General features: G+C 72.3%; 26 protein-coding genes. 15 read left to right on the top strand and 11 right to left on the bottom strand.

The genetic code is table 11. The features are described from left to right. Window positions 1–20: 20 nt before the first annotated feature. On the bottom strand, window positions 21–1337 hold the full coding sequence (locus BMY74_RS05625; protein ID WP_089910674.1) for a cytochrome P450: 1317 nt from the start codon (window positions 1335–1337) through the stop codon (window positions 21–23). A gap of 199 nt (window positions 1338–1536) precedes the next feature. Here BMY74_RS05625 and BMY74_RS05620 point away from each other — a divergent pair, with 199 nt between their 5' ends. Beyond that, on the top strand, window positions 1537–2268 hold the full coding sequence (locus BMY74_RS05620) for a class I SAM-dependent methyltransferase (protein WP_177229594.1): 732 nt from the start codon (window positions 1537–1539) through the stop codon (window positions 2266–2268). Between the two features lie 52 nt (window positions 2269–2320). On the opposite strand, the gene BMY74_RS05615 is transcribed toward BMY74_RS05620, so the two are convergent. Genes BMY74_RS05615 through BMY74_RS05600 form a run of 4 tightly spaced genes read right to left on the bottom strand, consistent with a single transcriptional unit; the run spans window position 2321 to window position 7182 of the window. Continuing rightward, entirely contained in the window at window positions 2321–3070 is a 750-nt protein-coding gene (locus BMY74_RS05615; protein WP_089910668.1) for a DUF899 family protein, read from the bottom strand. Between the two features lie 49 nt (window positions 3071–3119). After that, window positions 3120–3974, bottom strand: coding sequence for a hypothetical protein (locus tag BMY74_RS05610; protein WP_089910665.1), 855 nt, complete (start codon window positions 3972–3974; stop codon window positions 3120–3122). A 33-nt stretch (window positions 3975–4007) separates the two neighbouring features. Then, complete coding sequence (locus BMY74_RS05605) at window positions 4008–5579, bottom strand: ABC-F family ATP-binding cassette domain-containing protein (RefSeq protein WP_089910662.1); 1572 nt, start codon at window positions 5577–5579, stop codon at window positions 4008–4010. After that, a complete protein-coding gene (locus BMY74_RS05600; protein WP_089910659.1) occupies window positions 5572–7182 on the bottom strand; it encodes an ABC-F family ATP-binding cassette domain-containing protein in 1611 nt (536 codons plus the stop codon). The genes BMY74_RS05605 and BMY74_RS05600 overlap by 8 nt, the downstream gene beginning before the upstream one ends. A 221-nt stretch (window positions 7183–7403) precedes the next feature. On the opposite strand from BMY74_RS05600, the gene BMY74_RS05595 reads away from it, so the two are divergent. The 5 genes from BMY74_RS05595 to BMY74_RS05575 all read left to right on the top strand — a co-directional run bounded on the left by BMY74_RS05595 (window position 7404) and on the right by BMY74_RS05575 (window position 13037). Further along, window positions 7404–8336 (top strand): patatin-like phospholipase family protein, encoded by a 933-nt coding sequence (locus BMY74_RS05595; RefSeq protein ID WP_089910656.1) that lies wholly within the window; start codon window positions 7404–7406, stop codon window positions 8334–8336. Between the two features lie 239 nt (window positions 8337–8575). Beyond that, window positions 8576–9151, top strand: a complete 576-nt coding sequence (locus tag BMY74_RS05590; protein ID WP_177229593.1) for a TetR/AcrR family transcriptional regulator — start codon at window positions 8576–8578, stop codon at window positions 9149–9151. Beyond that, the gene (locus BMY74_RS05585; protein ID WP_089910650.1) at window positions 9148–10539 is read left to right on the top strand and encodes an amidase; all 1392 of its coding nucleotides are present in this window, start codon (window positions 9148–9150) and stop codon (window positions 10537–10539) included. The genes BMY74_RS05590 and BMY74_RS05585 overlap by 4 nt, the downstream gene beginning before the upstream one ends. Beyond that, the gene (locus tag BMY74_RS05580; protein ID WP_089910648.1) at window positions 10536–11402 is read left to right on the top strand and encodes an alpha/beta fold hydrolase; all 867 of its coding nucleotides are present in this window, start codon (window positions 10536–10538) and stop codon (window positions 11400–11402) included. Before BMY74_RS05585 ends, BMY74_RS05580 begins: the two co-directional genes overlap by 4 nt. Window positions 11403–11564: 162 nt before the next feature. Continuing rightward, entirely contained in the window at window positions 11565–13037 is a 1473-nt protein-coding gene (locus BMY74_RS05575; RefSeq protein ID WP_089910644.1) for an amidase, read from the top strand. Here the strand turns inward: BMY74_RS05575 and BMY74_RS05570 are convergent. Beyond that, window positions 13027–13980, bottom strand: coding sequence for an alpha/beta fold hydrolase (locus BMY74_RS05570; RefSeq protein WP_089912427.1), 954 nt, complete (start codon window positions 13978–13980; stop codon window positions 13027–13029). The two genes, BMY74_RS05575 and BMY74_RS05570, sit on opposite strands and share 11 nt — an antisense overlap. A gap of 68 nt (window positions 13981–14048) precedes the next feature. Here BMY74_RS05570 and BMY74_RS05565 point away from each other — a divergent pair, with 68 nt between their 5' ends. After that, the gene (locus tag BMY74_RS05565; RefSeq protein ID WP_089910641.1) at window positions 14049–14636 is read left to right on the top strand and encodes a helix-turn-helix domain-containing protein; all 588 of its coding nucleotides are present in this window, start codon (window positions 14049–14051) and stop codon (window positions 14634–14636) included. Here BMY74_RS05565 and BMY74_RS05560 read toward each other — a convergent pair. After that, window positions 14623–15840 (bottom strand): MFS transporter, encoded by a 1218-nt coding sequence (locus BMY74_RS05560; RefSeq protein WP_089910638.1) that lies wholly within the window; start codon window positions 15838–15840, stop codon window positions 14623–14625. The genes BMY74_RS05565 and BMY74_RS05560 overlap by 14 nt on opposite strands. 124 nt (window positions 15841–15964) lie before the next feature. Here BMY74_RS05560 and BMY74_RS05555 point away from each other — a divergent pair, with 124 nt between their 5' ends. Continuing rightward, the gene (locus tag BMY74_RS05555) at window positions 15965–16618 is read left to right on the top strand and encodes a winged helix-turn-helix transcriptional regulator (protein ID WP_089910634.1); all 654 of its coding nucleotides are present in this window, start codon (window positions 15965–15967) and stop codon (window positions 16616–16618) included. Here BMY74_RS05555 and BMY74_RS44820 read toward each other — a convergent pair. Together BMY74_RS44820 and BMY74_RS05550 are read right to left on the bottom strand one after the other, a co-directional pair. After that, window positions 16596–16754 (bottom strand): hypothetical protein, encoded by a 159-nt coding sequence (locus BMY74_RS44820; protein ID WP_177229592.1) that lies wholly within the window; start codon window positions 16752–16754, stop codon window positions 16596–16598. The genes BMY74_RS05555 and BMY74_RS44820 overlap by 23 nt on opposite strands. Window positions 16755–16968: 214 nt before the next feature. Beyond that, on the bottom strand, window positions 16969–17949 hold the full coding sequence (locus BMY74_RS05550) for an NADP-dependent oxidoreductase (protein ID WP_218159526.1): 981 nt from the start codon (window positions 17947–17949) through the stop codon (window positions 16969–16971). Window positions 17950–18034: 85 nt separating this feature from the next. Here BMY74_RS05550 and BMY74_RS05545 point away from each other — a divergent pair, with 85 nt between their 5' ends. The 7 genes from BMY74_RS05545 (at window position 18035) to BMY74_RS44815 (ending at window position 22925) form a co-directional block, all read left to right on the top strand. Next, window positions 18035–18976, top strand: coding sequence for an AraC family transcriptional regulator (locus BMY74_RS05545; RefSeq protein WP_177229591.1), 942 nt, complete (start codon window positions 18035–18037; stop codon window positions 18974–18976). Between the two features lie 174 nt (window positions 18977–19150). After that, window positions 19151–20137: a HAMP domain-containing sensor histidine kinase gene (locus tag BMY74_RS05540; RefSeq protein ID WP_245785922.1), complete on the top strand. Its 987-nt coding sequence runs from the start codon at window positions 19151–19153 to the stop codon at window positions 20135–20137. After that, window positions 20134–20781 carry a response regulator gene (locus tag BMY74_RS05535; protein ID WP_089910625.1) on the top strand — a complete coding sequence of 216 codons (648 nt, stop codon included), beginning with the start codon at window positions 20134–20136 and terminating at the stop codon, window positions 20779–20781. Before BMY74_RS05540 ends, BMY74_RS05535 begins: the two co-directional genes overlap by 4 nt. A 9-nt stretch (window positions 20782–20790) precedes the next feature. Further along, window positions 20791–21264, top strand: coding sequence for a cation:proton antiporter regulatory subunit (locus BMY74_RS05530; protein WP_089910622.1), 474 nt, complete (start codon window positions 20791–20793; stop codon window positions 21262–21264). A 4-nt stretch (window positions 21265–21268) separates the two neighbouring features. Continuing rightward, window positions 21269–22444, top strand: a complete 1176-nt coding sequence (locus BMY74_RS05525; RefSeq protein WP_089910619.1) for a cation:proton antiporter — start codon at window positions 21269–21271, stop codon at window positions 22442–22444. Continuing rightward, window positions 22441–22743, top strand: coding sequence for a hypothetical protein (locus tag BMY74_RS05520; RefSeq protein ID WP_089910616.1), 303 nt, complete (start codon window positions 22441–22443; stop codon window positions 22741–22743). Before BMY74_RS05525 ends, BMY74_RS05520 begins: the two co-directional genes overlap by 4 nt. 17 nt (window positions 22744–22760) lie before the next feature. Then, a complete protein-coding gene (locus BMY74_RS44815) occupies window positions 22761–22925 on the top strand; it encodes a hypothetical protein (RefSeq protein ID WP_177229590.1) in 165 nt (54 codons plus the stop codon). On the opposite strand, the gene BMY74_RS05515 is transcribed toward BMY74_RS44815, so the two are convergent. Further along, a complete protein-coding gene (locus tag BMY74_RS05515) occupies window positions 22907–24493 on the bottom strand; it encodes a carboxyl transferase domain-containing protein (RefSeq protein WP_245785921.1) in 1587 nt (528 codons plus the stop codon). The genes BMY74_RS44815 and BMY74_RS05515 overlap by 19 nt on opposite strands. Continuing rightward, window positions 24477–25883, bottom strand: coding sequence for an acyl-CoA synthetase (locus tag BMY74_RS05510; protein WP_089912418.1), 1407 nt, complete (start codon window positions 25881–25883; stop codon window positions 24477–24479). Before BMY74_RS05510 ends, BMY74_RS05515 begins: the two co-directional genes overlap by 17 nt.

Below are 25883 nucleotides of genomic sequence, written 5' to 3'. Positions count from 1 at the left end.
CGAGAGCGGCCCCCGCCACGTCAGAGGACCTGCTGGATCGGGCTGGGCTGCACGCCGAGGTGCATCGGCATCGAGTGCAGCCCGTAGACGATCGAGAGCTTGCGGAACGACAGCTCGCCCGGCGGCACCGCGAGCCGCATCTCCGGGAACCTGCGCACGAGCGCCGGGTAGGCGATCCGCAGCTCCATCTTCGCGAGCTCCGCGCCGATGCAGCGGTGCGCGCCGTAGCCGAACGCGAGGTGCTGGCTCGCGGGACGCTCCGGGAGGATCACGTCCGGGGTGTCGTAGACGCCGCGGTCGCGGTTCGCCTGCGACAGCGAGCACGCCACGATGTCGCCCGCCTTGACCTTGACCCCGGCGATCTCGATGTCGCGGCGCGCGATGCGCAGGAACGCCACCGACACGACGCTGAGGTGCCGCAGCAGCTCGTCGACCAGCCCGTTCACGGCCTTGTCGTCGCCCAGCGCCTGCTCGCGGAGCGCGGGGTCGCGCAGCATCGCGAGCGTGCCGAGCGAGATCATGCTGGCCGTCGTCTCGAACCCGCCGGTGAGCAGCCCGTCCGCGAGGCCCGCCAGTTCGTCGTCGTCGAGGTCGTCGCCGTGCTTGCGGACGAGCTCGCCGAGCAACCCGTCGGTCGGGTTCGCGCGCTGGGAGCGCACCAGTTCCCGGAAGTAGACGATGGACTCGGACACGGCCGACAGCGACGTCGTGGCCGCCCCGCCGAGGTCGAACCGCGAGACGCTGCGCCGCTGGAACTCCTCGCGCTCATCGGCGGGCACGCCCAGCAGTTCGCAGATCGTGAGCGCCGGCACGGTCATCGCGAAGTGCTCGACCAGGTCGACCGGGCCGTCCTTCATGGACATCAGGTCGAGCTGGTCCGCGACGATCTGCTCGATCCGCGGCACGAGCCGGGAGAGCCGCCGCATGGTGAACTCGGGCGTCAGCACCTTGCGCAGCCGCGTGTGCTCCGGCGGGTCGCTGAAGCCGAGCCCGCCCGGCGCCTCGTCCGAGAAGAGCCCCAGCTCGCGCAGGTGGCCGAAGTCGTTGCTGAACGCCTCCGAGTCCACGAGCACCTGCTTGGACGCCTCGTAGCCCGTCACCAGCCACACCGTGACCGGCAGCGGCAGGCGCGTCAGCGGTGCCTGGGCCTGCATCCGCGCCATCTCCGGCACGGGGTCGAGCCCGTTGCGCCGCAGCGGGGCGAGCACGCGCGAGGGCACGAACCAGGACGACTCGAGGTCGAACCCGGTCTTGCTGAGGTGTGCGAGGAACCGCTTCCCCATCCACTCGGTCACGCGCGACCGGACGTCGGTCGCTGACTGCAGAACTTCCCACATGACGCGGCTGCCCTTCGGCGGAAAGGGGTTACGAGCTGATGATGTCCATCGGAACGGACAATAACGACGTCGCCGCTCGCGCGTCGTCATACCTGGGATTAACTCGCCGTCATACTTTGGTCCAGGTGTTGATCTGTGCGGAGTGCGTCCGGCCGGGGACGGAGCGTGGTTCCCGCCGCCGTCTGGCAGGGTCTTGATCGTGACGAGCGCTGAGGACTTCGACCGCTGGTACGCCGACCGGACCGCGTCGAAGCGGGCCGACGACCTGGTCCGGCAGGTCCTCGGTCTCCCCGACGGTCTCGAGTCGACCAGCCTGCTCGGCGGCGCCGGCCTCGACGAGGTCGCGGGCTCCCTCGGCCTCGCGCCGGGCCGGGTGCTGCTCGACCTGGCGTGCGGCCGGGGCGGCTACGGCCTGGAGATAGCCCGGCGCACCGGCTGCCGCCTGGTGGGCGTGGACTTCTCGAGGGTCGCCGTCGAGCAGGCCAGGTCGAGAAGCGGCGGCGACTTCCGCGTGGGCACTCTCACAGCCACGGGCCTCAACGCGAACTCGGTCGACGCCGTGCTCGTCGTGGACTCGCTGCAGTTCGCGGAGTCCAAGCCGGACGCGCTGCGCGAGTGCCTGCGGGTGCTGCGCCCCGGCGGACGCCTGGCCATCACCTGCTGGCAGGCGGCCGACCCCGGCGACGAGCGGGTCTGGGGCCGCATCCGCGAGCTGGACCTGGAACGGCAGCTGCCCGAGGCGGGGTTCGCGGACGTCGAGGTGGCCGACAGGCCCGCGTGGCGGACGGACGAGCGGCGCCTGTGGGAGGCGGCGCTCGCCGTCGAGGAGCCCGACCCCGCGGTGGTGTCGATGCAGGAGGAGGCGCGGCGCGTCCTGGCCGGGTTCGACCGGAAGCGCCGCGTCCTCGCGACGGCGGCCAAGCCGCGCTGAGCCCCAGGGATGCGCCGTGCGAGGACAGCGCACCCGCCTCGGCCGGCTCGGGTCAGTGGCAGTGGCCCTGCCTGCCGAGCGTCTGCACCGCCACCGCACCGGGCCGCGTCCACTGCGGCACGGGCCTGGTGTCCTCACCCCAGCCCGGCTCACCGGCGGCGTTCGACCGCCAGAACCACCCCGCCTGCCGCGCCTCCGGCCACCCCTCCGGGTGCCGCTCCCACGCCTCGCCACGCCCGCGGACGGTCATGTCGAGCAGCGCCAGCGACCCGTTGACCCGCTCACACCCGCGCCCGGTCGTCGAGTACGTGAGGAACGTGCGGTCCCCATCGCGCAGGTAACTGGTGAGGTGGCCCATCTCGCCACCCACGGGCTCGTCCAGCCCGCGCACCGAGTACCACGGCTGCGCGTACCCCATGAACTGCACGAACGGCGCCACCTCCTCCCACACGCCGACCGTCAGCACGGCGAACGAGACCCCGCGCGCGTTGAGGTACGAGGCGTCGTCGAAGTGCCACGGCACGTGCGTGCAGCCCTCGCACTGCCCCTGGTGCGGGGCGCCGTCCCACCACATGTGCTTGTAGACGACGAGCTCGTCGCGCCCCTGGAACAGGTCGAGGAACGGCACGGGGCCGTTCCCGCCGACCACCTGCACCGTGCCGTCGAACTCGACCATCGGCAGCCTGCGGCGCTCGGCGGCGATCGCGTCGCCCTCGCGGGTGTGGGCCTTCTCGCGCGCGAGCAGCTCGTCGCGGGCCTTCTGCCAGGTGGCGAGGTCGGTGACGGGCGGTCGTCCGGTCATGATCAGTCCTCCACGTGTGTGCGGTACTTGCACACCTGTGTCGAAGCCGTCAGGACCGTCTCGACATCTCGCTCCGGGACACCCAGCGGTCGAGCGCGATGCGCTCGGGACGCCGGGGCAGTGGGTCGTCGTCCAGGAAGGGCCACCGACCACCGGTCGCGGGGACGCAGGGCTGCTGGTCGGGGTTGGCCAGCCAGCGCCACAGCTCCGCGGAGATCGGCACCGCCGTCCCCTCCACCGGCCACGGCTCACCGGACTCCGGATGCCTCGGCACGAGCAGGAGGTCCGCCTCCGCCCGGAGACCGGGGCCTGCGAGCGCGAGGGTCTTCACCTCGGGCGCGGGTGGGAGCAGTTCGTCGAGGTGGCTCCGGAACACCTCGGCGACAGGCCCGTCCGGCACGGCCACCGTCGCGTCCCCGGCCGCGATCACGATGAGGGCGAGCGCGACACCCGCCGCGATCGCCACCCGGTCATGCCACCACACGTCCGCGCCGTCGAGCAAGGCGGTGTCCCACTCGAACGCTTCCCAACCCGCCACCGGTTCCGCCTCACCCACCGGCCGCACGGCGGCGTCGTCGAGCTGCACCCCCTGCCACGCCGAGCAGTCGTCGACTCGCGACCCGACCGGCTGTCCGCACGCGCACCACAGGTTCGGGGCGTCGTAGCCGGCGAGTCCGCAACAGGAGGTGGTGTCGAACAGGTCAGTGGCCCATGAGACACCCCGCACGTCTCCGGGTGCGATTTCCACCACTTGCGAATTGGTGGCATAGGTGCCGGCCTCCATCAGGACCGGCATCTCCGTCACACCGTTCCCGACCGTGCGCCCCGCGTGGTCGGGCCAGTCGACCCGTCTCAGCGGAACCGTCAGCTCCGCACCGCACGCCACGCACTCGAACACCACCACCGGACCATCATCGGCAGGCCGTCCACCGAATTCTCACAACCCGATCTCCGCACCACGCCACCGCTTCCGCAACCACCGGTCGTGGCTCGCCACCACGATCGCGCCCGGTCCCGGCCCCAGCGCGTCCTCCAGCTCGTCGCACAACGTCGGCGACAGGTGGTTCGTCGGCTCGTCGAGGAGCAGCAGGTGTGGTGGGTTCGCGACCAGCAGCGCCAGGGCGAGGCGGCGCCGCTGGCCCACGGACAACGTGCCGACCGCCTTGCCGAGGTCCCACCTGTGCAGCAGGCCCAACGACTCCAGCGGCACCTGCGCGATCCGCTCGGCACCCAGGGCGCGGCCGTAGGTGGCCCGCGCGGTGAGGCGGGGGTTCGCGAACGTCGTGTCCTGGTCCAACAACCCGACGCGGACGCCCGGATGTCGTTGCACGCCAGGGACTTCGAGCCGACCGGCCAGCACGTGCAGCAGCGTCGACTTGCCCGCTCCGTTCGGGCCGGTCACCAGCAGCCGGTCGCCGTCGCGGACGTCGAGGAGGCCGAGCGCGAGCCGTCCGGGGACCCGGACCTCCCGCAGCGACACCAGGTCCTCGCCCTGCACCGCCACGACGTCCGGTGCGAACCGCAGCGGGCGCGGGGGAGCGGGCACGGCGGCGCGTTCCAGTTCCTCGAGGCGGCGGGTGGCGTTGCGGACGCGGCGGGAGATCTGGCTCTGCACGCGGTTCGCCCGCACGCCGTAGCCCATCTTCTCGTTGTCGCGCATGAGCCTGTTCGGCGCGACGCGGCCCGCGATCAGGCCGAGCGAGTCGCGGACCTCGGCGATCTCCTCCTGCTCCTCGGCGTGACGGCGTTCCCAGCGCTCGCGTTCGGCGCGCTTGAGGCCCAGGTACTCGCTGTAGGTGCCGCCGAACCGCACCGGCCCCTCCACCGCCGGGTCGAGGTCGACCAGGTCCGTGCACACCGCGTCGAGGAACGCCCTGTCGTGGCTCGCCAGCACGACGATGCCCGGCAACGACCGCAGCTGCTCCTCCAGGAACGCCGCCGCGTCGTCGTCCAGGTGGTTGGTCGGCTCGTCGAGCAGCAACGCCGTGGGCCGACGGATCACCAGCGCGGCCAGGTGCAGCCGGCGCCGCTGCCCGCCGGACAACGACCCGAGAGCGCGTTCCCGGCCCACGTCGCCAAGACCGAGTCCACTGAGGACGATGTCGGCGCGGCGGTCCGCGTCCCAGGCCTCGTGCCGTTGCGCCAGTTCCAGCCGTTCGGCGTACTCCGCCTCCACGTCCTGCGCACCGAGCAACGCGCCCAGCCGTTCCAACTCGGCCAGGTCCTCCCGCGCCTCGGCCAGCGCGTCGTCCAGGACCTCCGCCACGGTGGCCGAGTCCGGGAACGGCATCTCCTGCCGCAGGAAACCCAGGTCCGGCGGCCGCCGCACGACACCACCGTCCGGCTGGTCGGCGCCCGCGAGCAGGCGCAGCAACGTCGACTTGCCCGCGCCGTTCTCGCCGATCAGCCCGATGCGCCTGCCGGGTGCCGCCGTGAGCGACACCCCGTCGAGCACGCGCCTGCCCCCGAACCCGCGCACCAGCTCGGTGGCGACCAGTGCGTCAGCCATGCGTGGCCTCCAGCAGCCTGCCGCCGTCGAGGCGCAGCCGGCGGTCGATCTTCACCTCGCTCAGGAACCGCTCGTCGTGGCTGACGACGACGAACGCGCCCCGGTACGCGTTGAGCGCGCTCTCCAGCTGTCCGGCGCTGACCAGGTCGAGGTTGTTCGTCGGTTCGTCGAGCAGCAGCAGCTGGGGTGCGGGTTCGGCGAACAGGACGCACGCGAGCGTCGCCCGCAGCCGTTCGCCGCCGGACAGCACCCCGACCGGCAGGTGCGCGCGGGCGCCCCGGAACAGGAAGCGCGCCAACAGGTTCATCCGCTCGGCGGGCGGCATGGCCGGGGCCGCGTCGGCCAGGTTCTCCGCGACCGTGCGGGAGTCGTCGAGCAGGTCGAGCCGCTGCGACAGGTACGCGATCCGGCCGTCGGCCCGCCTCACCTCACCGCCGTCCGGTTCCAGCGAGCCGTCGACCACGCGCAGCAACGTCGACTTGCCGGCCCCGTTCGGCGCGGACAGGGCGATCCGCTCCGGCCCGCGGATGGCGAAGTCCAGGTCCGAGAACAGGTCCCGCACCCGGATGCCCGAACCGAGGAACAGCGTGCGCCCGGCCGGGACCGCGGTCTGCGGCAGCTCCAGGCTGATCTTCTGCTCGTCCTTCAGCGCCCGCTCGGCCTGGTCCAGTTTGGACTTGGCCGCACCGAGCCGTGCCGCGTGCGTGCCGTCGGCCTTGGCCGCCGACACCTCGGCGTTGCGCTTCATGTTGCCCGCGAAGATCCTCGGCAGCCCGGCGTTCGACAGGTTCCGCTGCGCGTTGGAGGCACGGCGCGCGGCACGTTCACGGGCCTGCTGCATCTCCCGCTTCTCGCGCTTGACCTCCTGCTCGGCGCTGCGGATGTTCTTCTCCGCCACCTCGCGCTCGGCGGCCACCGCCTCCTCGTAGGCGCTGAAGTCGCCGCCGTAGAACCGCACCTCGCCACCGTCGAGCTCGGCGATCCGGTCCATCCTGTCGAGCAACGCCCGGTCGTGGCTCACCACGAGCAGGCACCCGCGCCAGTCGTCCAGCACGTCGTACAGCCGGTGCCGCGCGTCGAGGTCGAGGTTGTTGGTCGGTTCGTCGAGCAGCAGCACGTCGGGTTGCTTCAGCAACTGCGCCGCCAGCCCGAGCGACACGACCTGCCCGCCGCTCAGGGTGCCGAGCACCCGGTCGAGCGCCAGGTCACCGAGCCCGAGCCGGTCGAGCTGGGCCCGCGTGCGCTCCTCCAGGTCCCAGTCGGTGCCGATGGTGGTGAAGTGCTCCTCGGCGACGTCACCGGACTCGACGGCCGCGATGGCGCGCAGCACGTCCGCGACCCCGAGCACCTCGGCCACGGTCAGCCCGGCCGTGAGCGGCAGGTCCTGCGGCAGGTAGCCGAGCACGCCCTCGACGGACACGCTGCCGCCGGACGGCGTGAGCGCACCCGCGATCAGCTTGAGCAGCGTCGACTTGCCGGCGCCGTTCGGGGCGACGAGACCGGTGCGCCCGCCGGGCACCGAGACGGACAGGCCGTCGAACACGGGGGTGTCGTCCGGCCAGGAGAAGGACAGGGACGACACGACGATGAATGCGTCGGACATGGCTGTGAGACCTCAGGATGTGCCGCGCGCGGACCACTGCCGCGCGTGTGGGAGAAAAGGGGACGACGAAAAGGCCATCTCTCGCGATGGCCTGTCACATCCAGGGCTCACCCTGAGATGTCGTCTTCACCCACCAGCACGCCGGGCTCCTCGATCGAGCGGAGTGATCTCGCCGTCCACAGTAGCAGCGTCCCCACGCCTCCGCAGATAGGGTTTTCGGCATGACCGTTCTCGAGTTGCTGCGCGAGCGCAGGCACCAGCAAAGCGTTCCGGGACAACGGAACGACGACGCCCGCCTGGTCCTGCTCGTCGAAGGCGGCAGCTCGCGCGGCGTCTACTCGAGCGGCATGACCGTCGCGATCGAACGACTCGGCCTGCTGCCGCTGTTCGACGCCGTCTACGGCAGCTCGGCCGGCTCGCTGAACGCCGCGTGGCTGCTCTGCGGCCGCGCCGACCACAGCAAGCACGCGTGGTGGGACCCGGCCGTCATGCGCACGACGATCAACCCGAGGCGCGCCTTCACCCGCCGCCCCGTCGTCGACACGCACCACCTCGTCCACACGATCTACACGCAGGTCGTGCCCATGGGCTTCCAGGAGGTCCTCGACAACCCCGTCGAGTTCCACCCGATGGCCACCGACGGCCTCACCGGCGAGGCGGCCGACCTGCACGGGTACGTCCGCGACACGCTGAGCCTGCAGACCGCGCTGCGCGCGTCGGCCGCCATGCCGTTCCTCGCGGGCGACCCGGTGGTGATCGACGGCCGCCCGTACGTCGACGCGGGCCTGAGCGAGACGATCCCCGTCGGCACGGCGCTGGACCAGAAGGCCACGCACGTCGTCGCCCTGCGCACGAGGCGCGAGGACGAGTTCCTGGGCGTGCCGCCGTCGCGCGGGGAGCGGATGGTGCTGTCGCGCTGGTTCGCCCGGCACGCGCCGGGGGTCGTGGCGAACTGGCTCGGGCGGGAGGCGATCCGGGCGCAGGACGAGGAGCTGCTCGCCTCGCACCCGGCGTGCCTGCAGATCCGGCCGCCGCTCGGGAGTGCGGTGATCGGGCGGACGGAGAGGCGGCCGCGGGTGATGCAGGAGGCGCTGGACGTGGGGGTGGAGGCGGCGATGCGCGACTTGGGCGGGGTCGTGGGGGTGGGGCGCTGAGGCCGGCGGGGTTGGGCGTGTGGGATCGGGGTCGGGGCGAGCCGCTGACCCGGCTCGGCCGGGCTGGTGGGTGGCCGACTGCGTCTGCCGGGGGCGTGCTGCCCTCGCCGCGTCGGTGCCGGTGAGCGCCTGCCCCAGCGCCGCGAGCCTTTGCTCGCCTCTCCCGCGGCCCTCTTGTGCGCGCCCGCCCGGCCCCCTACCTTATTCGCAACAACCTGTTGCGAATTGGAGGGCCGCCGGTGGCGGGGCGTCCGCGGGATCCCGAGCTCGAACAGCGCCTGCTGGCGACGGCGTGGTCGCTGCTGACCTCGAACGGCTACGACGCGCTGACGCTGACGCAGGTCGCGGCCCAGTCCGGCGCGCACCGGACCGACGTCTACCGGCGCTGGCGCAGCAAGGTGCGGCTGGTGGCGGACGTGCTCGACGCGTACCTGCCGCCGGTGCCCGACCCGGACACCGGCACGCTGCTCGGCGACCTCCGGGCGTTCGCGCGGGACCTGGCCGGGGCCTGGGACGAGCCGTGGAACGACGGGCTCGTCGGGTTCCTCGCGGACCTGCGCGGGGACGGTGAGGCCGAAAAGACGTTCCGCGCGCTGGTGTCGCGGCGGTCGCAGCCCCTGGTCGACGCGATCGCGCGGGCGGTGCGGCGCGGGGAGATCGCCGAGGTGCCGGAGTTGCCGTTCGTCGGCAACCTGCTCGAAGGGCCGCTGATGCACCGGCGGATGTTCGGCGGCGCGCCGTTGACGTCCGACGAGCTCGACGTGGTGACGGGGTCGGTGCACCGGCTGCTGACCGGAACCTCGGTGACGCCGTGAAGCCGCACGAGCTCACGGCCGCCCAGCAGCTGGAAGCCCTCAACGACAACGAGATCAGCTCGAGAGAGCTGACCGAGCACTACCTCGACCGGATCGAACGGCACAAAGAACTCGGCGCGTTCGTGACGGTCAACGAGAACGCGCTCGAAGAGGCCGCGAAGGCCGACCGACGGCGAGCGTCAGGTGACCGGGCGGCGTTGCTCGGGCTGCCGCTGGGCGTCAAGGACCTCGCCGCCACGGCGGGGATCCGCACGACGTTCGGGTCGGCGGCGCTGAAGGACTTCGTGCCGCTCGAAGACTCCTGGACGGTCCGGCTGCTGCGGCAGGCGGGCGCGGTGGTGCTGGGCAAGACGAACACGTCGGAGTTCGGCGCCACCTGCTACACCGAGAACGACGTGACCGAGAAGCCGGCCGTGACGCCTTACGCCCCGACGCGCTACTCGAGCGGGTCCAGCGGGGGAGCGGCCACGGCGGTCGCGGCGGGGCTGTCGCCGGTCGCGCACGCCAGCGACGGGGCGGGGTCGATCCGCACGCCCGCGGCGACCTGTCACCTCGTGGGGATGAAGCCGAGCCGCGGGCTGGTCAGCCCGGCGCCCGCCACGTCGTTCCTGTCGGCGAGCATCGAGGGCCCGATCGCGCGAACCGTGGCGGACGCGGCACTTCTGCTCGACGTCATGGCGTCACCGGCGCCCGGCGACCTGTACGGCTGGCACCCCGCCAGACCCCTCCACGGCACGCTCGACCGGAAGCTCACCATCGCGCTCTGGACCGACACCGGGCTCGACCAGGCCGTCGACCCCGAGGCGGAACTGGCCGTGCGGCGCACCGCGGACGTCCTCGCCGAACTGGGCCACGAGGTGCGGGAGATCCCGCTGCCCGCCCGCTACGACGAGTCCGTGAGCCGCGCGATCCTGACCTGGTTCGCCTACCAGGTGGGCGCCGTGGCGCGGATGACGGTGCCAGCAGGAAGTACCCATCTGCTGCGGCCGTACACCCGGCACCTGCTCGACATCAACGACACGTTGTCCGCCAACGACATCGTGTCCTCCCAAGCCGTCCTCGCCCGCTACGCCAGCACGTTCCTGAGCAAGGTCCACGACTACGACGTGGTGCTCACCCCGACGACGAACGGTGCCCCGGTCCCGATCGGCCACTTCGTCGGCGACGAAGCCGACCTGATGCTCAAATGGTCGTGCCACACGCCGTGGGCCAATCTCGCCGGAGTCCCCGCGATCTCGCTTCCGTCGCATGTGGACGACGACGGACTGCCGCACGGTGTGCACCTCGTGGGCCGCCACCGCCACGACGCCGAACTGCTCGCCCTCGCCGCACAACTGGAGAGCGCACAACTCTGGAAAGAGCTCCACCCGCCGAGCTGGCACGAGTGAGGGACGCGCCGACGCTGGAGAAGAGCGTCACCCTGCCGGACGGGCGGGCGATCCGCGCGGTGACCGCGGGCGACGGACCGGGGCCGCTGGTCGTCTTCGAGGCCGGGATGAGCGCGCCCGGCTCGTCCTGGATCCACACCCAGCGCGAGGTCGGCGCCCGCTGCCGAACGCTGTCCTACGACCGCGCGGGCTACGGCGGCAGCGACGTCGACCCGCACGACCGCACGCTCGACCGGATCACCGACGACCTGACCGCGCTGCTCGACGCGCTCGGCGAGACCGGCCCGGTCGTGCTCGTCGGGCACAGCTGGGGCGGGCCGGTCATCCGCGTCTTCGCCGACCGGCACCCGCACCGCGTGGCGGGCATGGTGTTCGTGGACGCGTCCCTCGCCGAGATCATGTCGACGCGCAACGCGAAGGTCGCCGCGAGGTTCTTCACCCTGATGGCGCTCGTCGCGCGCCTGGGCGGCAAGGGGCTGATCAAGCGGCAGACGTTCCGCAACGGCCTCTCACCGGAGATCTCCGCAGCAGACGTGGAGGTCATGACGCGCGACTTCGCCACCGCACGTGCCATGAAGGCCGCCAGCCGCGAAGCGCTGCAGATCGAGGCGTCCCTGCCGCTGCTGCGCCGGGTGCAGGAGAAGGGAACACCGGACGTTCCGGTGGTCTACCTGCAGGCGGGCCTCGTCGAACGCGGCATGAGTGAGTGGCGCCCGCTGTTCAACCGGTACGCGGCGGCCCTGGCGGACGCGGCACCGCGGGGCGAGCTGGTCGTCGTCGAGGACGCGGGGCACCTCATCCCGCAGGAGTCACCAGAGGTGGTGCGGGACACCGTCTTCCGGGTCATCGAGCTAGTGGCGTGACACAGGACGTTGGCGGCGCATCCGCGCTCAGCAGGATCCGTCGCGGCACCGCCCCCACGTCCCCGTACAACCAGTACGAGAACGTGGGGGCGGCACCACGACACACCCGTCTGACCGCGAATACACCGGCAACGTCCTGAGCCACACCACTAGTTTGAGCGCGTGGACTTCGACGAGTACCGGAAGTACGACGCCACCGGGCTTGCCCGGCTCGTCGCGGACAAGCAGGTGTCCGCGGCCGAACTGCTCGCCGTGGCACGGCAACGCGCCGCCGAGGTGAACCCGCGCCTGAACGCGATCGTGCGCGACGTCCCGGCCGAGCCGGGCGACGACCTCACGGGTCCGTTCGCCGGCGTGCCGTTCCTGATCAAGGACCTCGGCCAGGACTACGCGGGACTGCCGACCTCGAACGGCTCGCGGTCGCTCAAGGGGTACAACGCGACCGCGCACTCGACCGTCGTGCAGCGCTGGATCGACGCCGGCCTGGTGATCTTCGGCAAGACCAACCTGCCGGAGTTCGGCGCGAAGGCGATCAGCGAGCCCGTCACCTGGGGTCCCGCGCGCAACCCGTGGGACCTGACGCGCACACCCGGTGGCTCGTCGGGCGGGTCGGCCGCCGCGGTCGCCGCCGGGATCGTGCCGTGCGCGGGTGCCAACGACGGTGGCGGCTCGACCCGGATCCCGGCCGCGTGCTGCGGGCTCGTCGGGCTGAAGCCGGGCCGCGGGCTCACGCCGTTCGGCCCCGACGCCGCCGAGACGATGCACGGCGCGGCGGTGCAAGGGGTCGTCTCGCGCACGGTCCGCGACACGGCCGCGATGCTCGACGTCATCTGCGGCGGTGAGCCCGCCGGGCCGTTCTCACCCGCGCTGCCCTCGGAGCCGTTCGCGTCCTTCGTCGGGCAGGACCCGGGCAGGCTGCGGATCGGCGTGCGCGTGCCGTCGGCGATCAACCCGGACCCGCACCCCGAGGCGGTCGCGGCCGTCGCGTCGGCCGTCCGCGTGCTGACCGGCCTCGGCCACCACGTCGAGGAACTGCCGCAGGCGCCGTTCGACGACGCGGCCCTCGCCAAGGACTTCCTGCTGACGTGGTTCGTGAACCTCGCCTGGCGGGTCGCCGAGGCCAAGCGCCTCACCGGGGCGCCGGACATCGCGTTCGAACGCGACACGCTGCTCATGGCCGCCCTCGGACGGGCCACGAGCAGCGTCGACTACGTGGACGCGGTGCAGCGGCGCCACGAGCACACCAGCCGCCTGACCACGTACTTCGAGTCGTACGACCTGCTGCTCACACCGACGCTCGCGACCCCGCCGCCCGAGGTCGGCCAGTTCGAGCTGCCGGTGTCGCTGCAACGGGCCACCGACGCGTTGCTCAAGACCGGCACGGCCCGGTTCCTCAAGCACACGAAGATCGTCGACGACATGATCAGGGACAACCTGGGCTGGGTGCCGTACACGCAGCTCGCGAACCTCACCGGACGGCCCGCGCTGTCGTTGCCGCTGCACTGGACGGCGGACGGGCTCCCGCTCGGCGTGCAGTTCGTGGCGCCGCTGGCCGGCGAGGCGGTGCTGATCAAGCTCGCGGCGCAGCTGGAGGAAGCCGCGCCGTGGGCCGACCGGTTCCCGGTCATGAGCTGAGGAAGCGCAGCAGCTCCGCGGTGACGAACTCCGGGTTCTCCTCGACGAGCCAATGGCCCGCCTTCGGGACGTCGAGCGCGCGCACGATGTTCGTCATCCGCGGGGCCGCCGTGCCCTTGATCGCCTCGGCCTGCCCCTCCGCGGCCATGACCAGCGTGGGCGCCCGCACGGGCTTCGCGGCCTCGGTGTCGCGGACGTCCTGGTCGAGGGCGCGGTACAGGTCGAAGCCGTTCTTCAGCGTCTTGTCGTAGGTGCGCGCGTACTCGGTGATCTCGTCGTCGGTGAACGGGGACTTCGTCGACGTGCCGCCGAAAGCGCTGCCCTGGTAGGAGACCTGCGGGTAGAAGAGCTCCAAGTAGTCGCGGACGTCGTTCCGCACGACCGCCTCGGGAACCCGGGGCTGCGAGTGGAACGCGATGTGCCAGCTGAGCGCGCGGTAGGTGCGGGCGTCGATGGCGGGGCCGGGCAGCGGCAGGTCGAGGTAACCCAGCCGGGCCGTGTCCTGCGGGAACTGGCTGGCGTACTGGAACGCGACGGCGGCGCCCAGGTCGTGGCCGACGATCGAGGCGTTCTGGAGGCCGAGTCTGCCGGTCAGCGCGTGGACGTACCGGGCGAGCGTGGCCTTGTCGTACCCGGTCGGCGTACCGGTGCTGTCCCCGAGGCCGGGCAGGTCGAGCGCGTAGACGGTGTGGCGTTCGGCGAGCTCGGGCATGATCGGCCACCAGCCGTACCAGGTCTGCGGCCAGCCGTGCAGGAGCACGACAGGGCTGCCGGTGCCGCCCTTCACGTAGTGCATCCGCACGCCGTCGACGTCCGCGAACTCGTGGCTGAAGGTCTTCTGGAACACCGGGTCGTTCCGGGTGAGCGCGGTGTGCGGTTCGGGCTCGGGCGGAGCGGAACAGGCCGTGATCAGGAGCAGCAGGGCGAGCACGAGACGTTTCATGGTCACGAGCTTGAGGCGCGGTTGCTGCTCCTGGCACGAAAACTTGCCGATGTGGCAAGCTCGGGTTCATGAACCGCGACACCGACGAGGTCCTCGACGGGGTGGGAGCGCGGCTGCGGACGTTGCGGCGGCACCGCGGCATCACCCTCGCCGACCTCGCGACGACCACCGGCATCTCCGAGAGCACGCTGTCGCGGCTGGAGAGCGGGCAGCGCCGGGCGACGCTGGAACTGCTGCTGCCGTTGTCGCGCGTCTACGACGTGCCGCTGGACGACCTCGTCGGCGCCCCGCGGACCGGTGACCCGCGCATCCACCTCAAGCCGATCCACAGGTACGGCATGACGTTCGTGCCGTTGTCCCGGCGGCCGGGTGGCGTGCAGTCGTTCAAGATGCTGATCCCGGCCGTGTCGCCGCCGCTGGAACCCGCTTTGAAGACGCACGACGGGTTCGAGTGGCTCTACGTCCTCAACGGACGGTTGCGGCTGGTGCTCGACGACCTCGACCTGACGTTGCCGCCGGGTGAGGCCGCCGAGTTCGACACCGCGAAGCCGCACTGGCTGGGCAGCGCGGACGGCGGCGCGGTCGAACTGCTGATCCTGTTCGACCCGCAGGGCGTGCGCACGCACGTCCACGCGGACAGGATCACGTCCGGTTGAACCGCGCGATCGCGACCAGGCCGATCAGCGTCACGACGGCGTTGAACACCCCGAACCCGACGGCCGTGGCCGCCGCGCCGGCGACGCCGATGAAGATCCCGGCGACGATCGCCGACGTGCCCATCGCGAGGTAGCCGACGAAGAAGATCGCGGTGAAGAGCCCGGCGCGTTCGTGCGGCGCGACCTCGGGCACGAGCCCGCGCGTGGCGCCGGCGAACGAGGCGCCGATACCCGCGCCGCCCACGACCGCGGCCGCCCACAGCAGCGGCAGCGAGGTGGCGCCGATGCTGCCGACGAACAGGACCGCGCCGGCGACCATCGCGCTCGTCCCGGCGAACCGGAGCCGGGGAGCCTTGACGCCGCTCGAGAACGCGGAGGCCGCGGTGCCCGCCCCGAGCGCGACGAACGCCAGCAGTGACCCGACGATCGGGCTCCGCACGCCGAACACGGCGACCAGCAGCGCGGGCACGAGTCCCATGAACAACGTCATCGTCGTGAACCCGCCGACGATGCCGGGCACCGTCGTCCAGTAGAGCCTGCGCACCTGGCGCGGCAACGAGATGCGCGGGTTCAGCGCCTTCACCGCTCCGGGCTTGCGGGTCGCCGTCTCCGGCGTGAACACCGCGAAGACCGTCCCGGCCGCCATGACGACGGCGAGCGCGAACCACACCTCGAACGCGGCGTTCGCCGCGAACTCGGCCAGCAGCCCGGCGAACAACGCGCCGATCGCGAGCCCGCCGAGCGGCGCCATGCTGGTCATCTGCGCGCCGAGCTTCTTGAACCGCTCGGGCGCCAGTTCGACCACGGCCGCGCTCAGCGCACTCGACGCGGCCCCGGTGGCGACACCCTGCACGATCCGCGCCGCGATGATCCAGCCGACGTCCGGTGCCGCGAGGAAGATCAGCATCGCGACGAGGTCGAGCCCCAGTGCCGCGATCATGAGCGGCCGCCGTCCCACGTGGTCGGACAACGACCCGAACACGAGGATCGAGACGAGCAGCGCGAACGCGTAGATGCCGAACGCGAGCGTCAGCACCCACGGCGCGAACCCCCACTGGTGCTGGTAGATCGGCAGCAACGGCGTCGGCGCGCCGGCCGCCACGAGGATCGCGACCATCGCGGCCGAGATGCCCGCGAAGCCGACGCCGCGTGACACATACGGCCGGCGCACGGCCGTGTCGGTGCGATCGAGCAGTGCGGTCATCGCACGTCCTTCAAGTCCGGGGTAGTGGGTCGCGACGACCGTAAGCGGGTTCGCTTGCTTTTTGCAAGTGCGCTTTTCGTCACGCAGCTGGATGCGCTCAGGCAAGCTTGCTACTGTCAGTGGTGTGAAGCGACGCGATTTCGGCCAGTACTGCGGCCTCGCCCGGGCCCTGGAGCTCGTCGGCGAGCGCTGGGCGTTGCTGATCGTCCGGAACCTGATCGTGCGCCCGCGGCGGTACACCGAACTGCAGACCGGACTGGCGGGAATCCCGACGAACGTGCTGGCCACGCGCCTGAAGGAGCTCGAGCAGTCGGGCATCGTGGAGCGCCAGGTGGCCCCCGCGCCCGGCCGTGGCGTCGTCTACGCGCTGACCCCGGTCGGCCAGTCCCTGGAGCCGGTGCTGCTGGCGCTGGCCCGCTGGGGCGCGCCGCAACTGGGCGAGCCGCAGCGGGGCGACGTCGTCACGCCGGAGGGTCTCGTGCTCAACCTGCGCGCCGTCTTCCAGGCCGAACAGGCGGCCGGCCTGACCGCTTCGTGGGAGATCCACGTGCGCGACGTGGTCGTGCACGCCGTCATCACCGACGGCTCCCTGGTCACCGGCCTGGGTCCCGCCCCGGTGGAGCCGGACCTGACGATCATCACCACGTTCACCGACGACGAGCTGGCGTCCTACCGCGCGATCATCACGCAGGCGAGGGACGGCGCGCTGGAGCTGAGGGGCCGCCGCGAGCTGCTCGCCACGTTCCTGCGCGTGTTCACCGTGCCGAAGAAGGCCTGAGCGCCACCGAGCCGGCCAGGATGAGGCCGGCCGCCACCAGCAGTGCGTGGGGTGTGAGCAGGCCGGCGATCACCAGGGCCGCGGCCAGGACGTGGAAGGGCCAGGTCCGCGTGCGGCGGGTCGTCGTGGGTGGCACGGGGCGCCTCCTGGGGGTCGAGGGCGTCTCATGCTCCAGGATGCGCCGGATTTGTCCGGTTCGGCGATCGGGGGCAGCCCCCAACCTGCCGGTGCCGTGCAGGGGTGACGGACACCCGGCGTGGGTGTTGGCCCTCGTGCGGCACGCGCGACGGCGCCGGCCTGCTGTCCTGCGACCTCGCGCCGGCGGCTGTCGCCCACCGCGGTCCCGCTGCTCACATGGTCACGACGACCTTGCCGAGCGGGTGCCGGCGGGCGTAGTGGATCGCCGCTTCGACACCGTCGTCGAGTGAGTAGCGGCGGGCGATCGGCGTGGAGAGCTGGCCCGCGATCGCGGCCTCGGCGACGGCCTGGGCCCCGTGCGCCCCGTTGCCCGGGTTCATCACGAAGCCCAGCTCCACGTCGTCGCGTCCCAGCTGCTCCAGCCGCGGTTCCGGGAAGATGATGGAGATCAGCCTGCCGCCGGGACGCAGGCTGCGTGCCGCCGCGGGCAGGCCGTCGGGGAAGAGCGCCAGGTTGAGGACGACGTCGACACCCGCGGGGTAGTCGTCGTAGCCGACCGTGCGGTGCGCGCCGAGGCCGCGCAGCAGCTCGGCCGCCTCCTCGGTGCGGGCGGTCGCCGTGATCTCGGCGCCGGCGGCGTTCAGGACCGGGACCAGCGTGAGGCCGACCGGCCCGGTCGCGCCGATGACGAGGACCGACTCGCCGGGCTGGATCTTCGCGGCGTCCACGACCGCCAGCGTGGTGCCGCCCGCGATCACCAGCGACGCGGCCCGCTCCGCGTCGAGGGCGGCGGGGCGGTGGTGCAGCGCCGGCGTGTCCGCCTCGAAGACCGCGTAGTCGGCGAGCGCACCGGTGCTCAGGGACGGTCGCACGGGGTCGGCGGCGGCGCGCAGCTGGCGGGGGAGGGCCTGGCCGAAGATCTCGTCACCGGCGCGGAAGCGGGTGACGCCCGGTCCGGCCTCGGTGACGGTGCCCGCGAACTCGTTGCCGAGCGTGTAGGGGAACCGCAGGTCGACCAGGTCGCGGTAGCCACCGGTGGTGACGCGCAGGTCGGTGGGGTTGATCGTCGAGGCGGCGATCTTCACCAGGACCTGGCCGGGGCCGGGACGGGGAACGGGCAGTTCGGCGATCGTGAGTTGTTCGGGATCGCCGTAGCCGGTCGCGACGAGCGCCCGCATGGTGTCGGTTGTCATGAATTCACCGTATGGATCAGCTGATGAGCAGTCGATGCCTGAAAAACTCATCTTCTTGCTCGTTTGCGTCATCTAGCATGGCCGCATGGACCTCGTCGCGGACGTGCTCGAGATCTCCGGCGTGCGGGGCACGATCGGCGCCCGCATGGAGGCGAGCGGGACCTGGTCGGTCCCGGTGGCGGACTGCACCACGGCGGTCCTGCACGTGGTCACCGCCGGCAGCGCCTGGCTCGGTCTCGGGGACTCGTGGCTCGAGCTGGCGGCGGGAGACGTGGTCCTCATGCCGGCGGGGCCGCCGCACGTGCTCGGCAGCGCGCCGGGGGCGGGTGGCCCGGCGGTCGATCCGGCGGTGGTGGCCCAGGCGTTCGAGGCGGGCGAGGTGATCCGCTTCGGGGAGCAGCCCGCCCGCACCCGCGTCCTGACCATCAGGTACGACTGCGACCACACCGTGCACACCCAGATCCTCGGCACGCTGCCGGAGGTGGTGCACATCCGCGGGGACCAGGGCGAGGCCGGTTTCGACGACACCGTCCGGATGCTCGGGCGAGAACTGAGCCACCCGCGGCTGGCGGGAAGGGCGGTGCTGAACAGCCTGGTCGACGTCCTGCTCGTCCAGCTCGTGCGGGCCTGGCTGCCCACGCGGGCAGGACATCGGGGCACCTGGCTCGGAGTGCTCGGAGACCCGCTCGTGCACAGCGCGATGGAACACCTGCACGCCGAGCCCGCACGGCAATGGACCACGGCGACGCTGGCCTCCGCTCTCGACGTGTCCCGGGCGACGCTGTCCCGCCGGTTCGCGGCGGCCACCGGGCAGAGCCCCGCCGCCTACCTGACGCAGTGGCGCATGGACCTGGCCGCGGTGCGCCTGAGCAAGACGTGGGACCCGGTCGAGGCCGTGGCCGTGGCGGTCGGTTACCAGTCGGTCCCCGCCTTCAGCAGGGCCTTCGCCCGTTCTCACGGCGCGACGCCCGGCCGGTATCGCGCCGCGCGGCGCGACGACGGCCGCCGGTCGGTCTCGATTCCCTGACGCGCCCTTCCGCGACCCCACCCGGGCCGAGACCCACCTCACTCACCCCGCCGTGACCATCCCCACCCCGGCACCCGTCCCCACCCCGCCGACCGGCACACCCGCCCGCTCGCCGCCAACATGGGTGTTGCCACGGATGGACAGGTGGCGCCCTCGCCCGTCAGCCTCGCAGGCGTGGCGGGAAGTGATCACGGAGAGGCGGCGCGCGTGTCGTTGTTCGGGCGGATCTTCCTGCTGAACGCCCTGGTCCTCGTGGTGGCGGCCGCGCTGCTCGTGTTCGGGCCTGCGACGGTGTCGACGCCCGCGCTGTCGCGCGAGGTGCTGGTGCTCGCGTCGGGGCTGGTGGTGATGCTGATCGCGAACGCCGTGCTGATCCGGGTGGGGCTGGCGCCGCTCGGGCGGCTGACGCGCGCGATGACCACGATCGACCTGCTCAAGCCGGGGCCGCGGTTGCAGGCGACGGGACACGGGGAGATCGCGGAGCTGATCACGACGTTCAACAGCATGATCGACCGGCTGGAGGCCGAGCGGGGGTACAGCTCGGCCATCGCGCTGTCGGCGCAGGAGTCGGAGCGGCGCAGGGTGGCGCAGGAACTGCACGACGAGGTGGGGCAGTCGCTGACGGCGGTGCTGCTGAGCCTCAAGCGGGTCGCGGACCAGTCGCCGCAGGAGACGCGCGAGGAACTGCTGCAGGTGCAGGAGACCACGCGCAGCACCCTCGACGAGATCCGCCGCATCGCGCGCAGACTGCGACCCGGCGTGCTGGAGGAACTGGGGCTGGTCAGCGCGCTCAAGGCCCTCACGAACGAGATCTCCGAACCGACCGGGCTCGCGATCCGGCGGCGGTTCGACAAGAACCTCCCCCCGCTCGACGCCGAGACCGAGCTGGTCGTCTACCGCGTCGCGCAGGAGGGGCTCACCAACACCATCCGCCACTCCGGGGCCGACGAGGCCGAGCTGAGCCTGAAGGCACGACCGTCCCAGGTGGAGCTCACGATCCGGGACAACGGCCGGGGGATCGGCACCAGCCAGGAGGGCGCGGGCATCCGGGGCATGCGGGAACGCGCCCTGCTCGTGGGCGCCGACCTGGAAGTCGGCGCGGCGCCCGGCAGGGGCACCGAGGTCCGGCTCACCGTCAAGGCGAAGGGGGCGGGCGAATGACCGTGCGCATCCTGCTCGCGGACGACCACGCGCTCGTCCGCCGCGGTGTCCGGATGATCCTCGACAACGAGCCCGACCTCGAGGTCGTCGGCGAGGCGGGCGACGGCGCCGAGGCGATCAGCAAGGCGCGCGAGGACCAGCCGGACCTCGCGATCCTCGACATCGCCATGCCGCGCCTCACCGGACTCCAGGCGGCGCGCGAGCTGTCGCGGCTCCAGCCCGACCTGAGGATCCTCATCCTCACCATGTACGACAACGAGCAGTACTTCTTCGAGGCCCTGAAGGCGGGTGCCTCGGGGTACGTGCTCAAGTCCGTCGCCGACCGCGACCTGGTCGAGGCGTGCCGGTCCGCCATGCGCGGCGAGCCGTTCCTCTACCCCGGCGCGGTGAACTCGCTGATCCGCAACTACCTCGACCGCGCCAGGGAGGGGAGCGGCTTCCCGGCCAAGGCGATCACCGACCGCGAGGAGGAGATCCTCAAGCTGGTCGCGGAGGGCCACTCCTCCAAGGAGATCGCGGACATGCTCGTGATCAGCGTCAAGACCGTCGAGCGGCACCGGGCCAACCTGCTGCAGAAACTCGGGCTCAAGGACCGCCTCGAACTCACCCGGTACGCGATCCGCGCCGGGCTCATCGAACCCTAGGAAACTCGAGTGAACGTCGAAGTGACGCCCCTGCCCGGCATAGGGGTCAGGCAGGACTTCTCCATCCGCTCCGGCCGCCGGATCGGCGTGATCTCCTACCGCGACGGCAAGTTCGAGCTCATCCTGTCCAAACAGGACGATCCCGACGCCACCGCCGCGTCGATCCCGCTCGCGCCGGAGGAGGCGGGCACGCTCGCCGGGCTGCTCGGGGCGCCGCAGCTCGTGTCCCATCTCGACAAGCAGCACCGCGACATCGCCGGCATCAGCACCCGCCAGCTGCCGGTCACGGCGTTCGCCGGCCGCACGCTCGGCGACACCGCGCTGCGCACGCGCACCGGTGCGTCCGTGGTGGCCGTGGTGCGGGCGGGCAACGCGCACCCGTCCCCCGGCCCCGACTTCCTCTTCGAGAACGGCGATCTCGCGGTCGTCGTCGGCACCGCGGACGGTCTCGACACCGCCGCGGACATCCTGACGGGCGGCTGAACCTGTGCACGACACCACGATCGCGCTGATCCAACTGGGTGCGGTCTTCTTCGGACTGGGCCTGCTCGGCCGCCTCGCCTGGAGATTCGGCATCTCGCCGATCCCGCTCTACCTCGTCGGCGGACTCGCGTTCGGCTCCGGCGGCCTCGTCCCGCTGCACGGCATCGAGGAGTTCACCCACCTCGCCAGCGAGATCGGCGTGGTGCTGCTGCTCCTGCTGCTGGGCCTCGAGTACTCGGCGTCGGAACTCACGACCGGCCTCAAGAAGTCGTGGATGGCCGGTGTCCTCGACATCGTCCTCAACGCGGCACCCGGCGCGATCGTCGCGCTGCTGCTCGGCTGGGGACCGGTCGGGGCGCTCGCGATGGCGGGCGTCACGTACATCTCGTCGTCCGGCATCATCGCGAAGGTCCTCGGCGACCTCGGCCGGCTGGGCAACCGCGAGACACCGGTGATCCTCTCGGTGCTGGTGTTCGAGGACCTGGCGATGGCCGTCTATCTGCCGGTGCTCACCGCCGTGCTGGCGGGCGTGAGCTTCCTCGGCGGCCTCACCTCGGTCGGCATCTCGCTGCTCGCGATCACCGTCGTCCTGGTGGTGGCGCTCAAGTACGGCCGGGTCATCTCGGCCGTCGTCGACAGCCCCGACCACGAGGTGTTCCTGCTCAAGCTCCTCGGCTCCGCGCTGCTCGTCGCCGGCATCGCCTCCGAGCTGCAGGTGTCCGCCGCCGTCGGCGCGTTCCTCCTCGGCATCGCGATCTCGGGTTCCACCGCCGAGAACGCCACGCGCCTGCTGGAACCGCTGCGGGACCTGTTCGCCGCGATGTTCTTCGTGGTGTTCGGCCTCAACACCGACCCGCGCACGATCCCGCCGGTGCTCGGCATGGCGGTGCTGCTGGCCGTGATCACGACGCTGACGAAGGTCGCGACGGGCTGGTGGGCCGCACGACGGCAGGGCATCGGCCCGATGGGCCGGGCCCGCACCGGCGCCGCACTGGTCGCGAGAGGTGAGTTCTCGATCGTCATCGCCGGCCTGGCGGTGGCGTCCGGGCACGTGAGCGAGCAACTCGCCGCCCTCGCCACCGCGTACGTGCTGCTGATGGCGATCATCGGCCCGATCGCGGCCCGGTACGTGGAGCCGATCGGCGAGTTCTTCCTGCGGAGGAGGGCCGCGGCCCGGTGAGGTGGCCGGCGCTCCTGCTGGCCCTGCTGCTGGCGTTCGTCGGCACGAGCACGCGCGACACCGCGGCCGACCAGCCGGGATCGGGGCTCAACGCCCCGGTCTCGGCCGTCCACGTGCACGCGACCGGGTCACCCGACGCCTGCTGGGCGCTGCCCGGTGCCGTGACGGGCCCACGTCCACCGCAGGAACGGGCCGCGGTCGTCGCGGCCACCGCCGACAGCTTCGAGGCGACGACCTCGGGTCACCGGTCGAGCCGGGCACCGCCGCACGCGGCCGCTGCCGACTCCACCCACCCCTGACCCTCGAGGACCTTGCCATGTCTCATGTCGTTCTTCTGCTGCTCATCGCGTCCGTCGCCGTCGGAATCGGCGCCATGGCCGCGATGGTGCGCAAGAAGGAACCCTTCTACGGCGTGATCGGGATCGTGACGATCTGCGTCCCGAGTTCGCTGCTGGCGTTCCTCTACATCGCGGTCGCCTGACCGGGGGACCGGCCGAGCTGGGCGATGCCCGCGGCGATGCCCAGCTCGACCAGGTCCTGCGGCCGCAGCCGCAGCTGGTCCGCCGTCTGCCTGGCCTGCGCCGGTTCCCGCTTGAGGATCGCGGCCGCCAGCTCCGGTGAGATCACCGCGAGGTAGCTGTCCGGCGTCACCCACAGCCGGTCGGGCGCGGCGAACGCCAGCGCGCCACCCGAGCCGCCCTCCCCGATCAGCAACGTCGTCACCGGCACGCGCGCCGCGGCGATCGCGGTGAACAGCCCGGCGATCGCCGCACCCACCCCGGCCTCCTCGGCGGCCGCGTCGTTGGCCGCGCCCGGCGTGTCGACGAGCGTCAGCACCGGGACGCCGAGCCGGTCCGCCAGCGCGACCAGCCGTGCCGCGGTCCGGAACCCGGCGGGCCGCGTGGCCGTGCCGCACTGCGCGGCGTAGGCGATCGTCCGGCCGTCCCGGTGCCCGAACCCGCACAGTACACCGGAATCCACGCCACCGGCGCGGTCGCCGCTGATCGGCTCGTACCAGTCGAAGTAGGCGGCGAGGTAGTCCCGCGCACGCGGCCGGCTCGCCGCGCGGGCCCGCAGCACGGCGTCCCACCCGGTCTTCGGCACCGCCGTGGCACCGAGCGCGTCGGGCACGGGAGCCGGGCCGTGAGCGGGGGTGGTGAGCAGGCGCAGCCAGCGCTCCAGCCGAGCGCGCAGTTCGCCGGGCGTGACGAGCTGGTCGACCAGCCCGGCCTCGAACTGCTGCGCCACCGCGTACCCCGGCGGCCGCACCCGCGAGCCGGCGAACCCGACCTGGGCGCCGCGCAGCCCCAGCACGACGTCGGCACCCGCGCCCAGGGTCGCCCAGCCGCCGCCGGTGGTGGGGTCGCGCAGCACCGAGACGTGCGGCAGCCCGACCTCGCGGGTGAGCGTGAGCTGGCGGGCGATCCGGGGCAGCTGCATCAACGCGAGCGTGCCCTCCTGCATGCGGCTGCCGCCGGTCGCGACCAGCGACACGACCGGCACGCGCAGCTCGCGGGCGTGGGCGATGGCCTGCTCGATGCGGGCTCCGGTGCGGGTGCCGAGCGAGCCGCCCAGGAACCCGAACTCGAACGCGACGACCACCGCGGTGACGCCGCCGATGTCGGCGACGCCGCAGACGACGGACTCTCGCTCGCCGGTGGACGCGGTGGCGCGGGAGAGCTGGTCGCCGTAGCCGGGCCAGGCGAGCGGGCCGTCGGGGCCGGTGTGGCTGGGGCCGCCGGGCGGGCTGTCGGTGTCGGTGTGGTGCGGTTCGCCGGGCGGGCCGTCGGTGGCCGTGTGGCTGGGGCCGCCGGGAGGGCTGTTGGTGGCGGCGTTGTGGGGGTGGCCGAGTGGGTTGTTAGAGCCGACACGGCCAGGTCCGCCGAGCGGGTCGTCCCCACCAGCGGGCTGACCTGCGCCGCCGCCCTCCTCGCAGCCACCACGCTCCTCGCCGCCCCCAGGCCACCCCGGCAACCCGTCCGGCAGCTCCGTGAACGCCGACGCCACCCGCCCGATCACCTCACGGGCGGACTCACGTCCCGAGGGCACGCTTCATCACCTTGCCCATGTCGTTGCGCGGCAACGACTCCACGAACCGCACCACCCGCGGCCGCTTGTGCGGCGTGAGCAGGCGCGCCACGTGGTCGGCCAGCTCACCGGCGGCGGGCTCGGGGCCGGAGGGCACCACCCACGCGACGATGCGCTCGCCCAGGTCGTCGTCCGGCTCGCCGGTGACCGCCACCTCCTTTACCGAGGGGTGCTCCAGCAGGGTGTTCTCGATCTCACCGGCGCCGATCTTGTAGCCGCCGCTCTTGATGATGTCCGTGGCCTTGCGGCCGACGATGCGGAAGTAGCCGTCCTCGTCGCGCGTGCCCACGTCGCCGGTGCGGAACCAGCCGTCCGCGAACGCCTCCGCGGTGGCGTCGGGGCGGTTCAGGTACTCGGTGAACAGGTTCGGGCCGCGCACCTGGATCTCGCCGATCGCGCCGGCCTCGTCCAGCGTCGCGCCGGCGTCGTCGACGAGCCTCACCTCGACGCCCGGCAGCGGCACGCCGACGGCGCCCGGCCTGCGGTCGCCGTCCGCGCGGACGCTCGTGTTCATGAGCGTCTCGGTCATGCCGTACCGCTCGACCACGCGCTGCCCGGTCGCCGCCGCGATCCGCTCGTGGTCGCGCACCGGCAACGCCGCCGAGCCGGACACGAGCAGCCGCGCCTTGCCGAGCGCCGCCGCGAGCGCGGGCGCGGAGCCGACCTCCTCGGCGATGCGGTGGTACATCGTCGGGACGCCGAACATCATCGTGCCGTCGCCGTCCAGGGCCTCCACCACCTGCGCGGTCGAGAACCTGCCGAGGTGGTGCAACGTGCCGCCGCGCCGCAACGGGCCGAGCACGCCGAGGATGAGGCCGTGCACGTGGAACAGCGGCAGCGCGTGCACCAGCACGTCGTCAGAGGTCCACTCCCACGCCTCGGCCACCGCGTCCAAAGTGGACACGATCGACCGGCGCGGCAGCACGACGCCCTTGGGCGAGCCGGTGGTGCCCGAGGTGTAGACGATCAAAGCGGGTGCCTCGTCGCCGGGATCGGCGAACGCCGCGTCGGAGGTGCCGTCCGGCGTCACGTCGAGGCGGGGCACCGAGGCCAGTCCCGGCGGCAGTTCGACGCCGGGAGCCGCGAGCACCAGGGCGGGCGCGCTGTCCGCCACGATGTGCGCGAGCTCCCGTTCACCGACCTTCGGGTTGAGCGGCACGGCGGGCACCCCGGCGAGCAGGGCCGCGACCACCGCCACGCAGGTCTCGATGGTCGGGGTGGCCCAGACGGCGACGCGGGGGAGCCCGGACAGCCGCTGGGCCAGAGCTCCCGCGCACCCGGCGAGCTCGGCGTGGGTGAGGGCGCGGTCGCCGAAGCGGAGGGCGACGCGGTCCGACTGCAAGGCAAACAT

It is taken from the genome of Lentzea albida (assembly GCF_900111005.1).
Classification (GTDB): domain Bacteria; phylum Actinomycetota; class Actinomycetes; order Mycobacteriales; family Pseudonocardiaceae; genus Lentzea; species Lentzea albida.
Note: the sequence above shows the minus strand (reverse complement) of the source record. Positions and strands in the feature narration are given on the sequence as shown.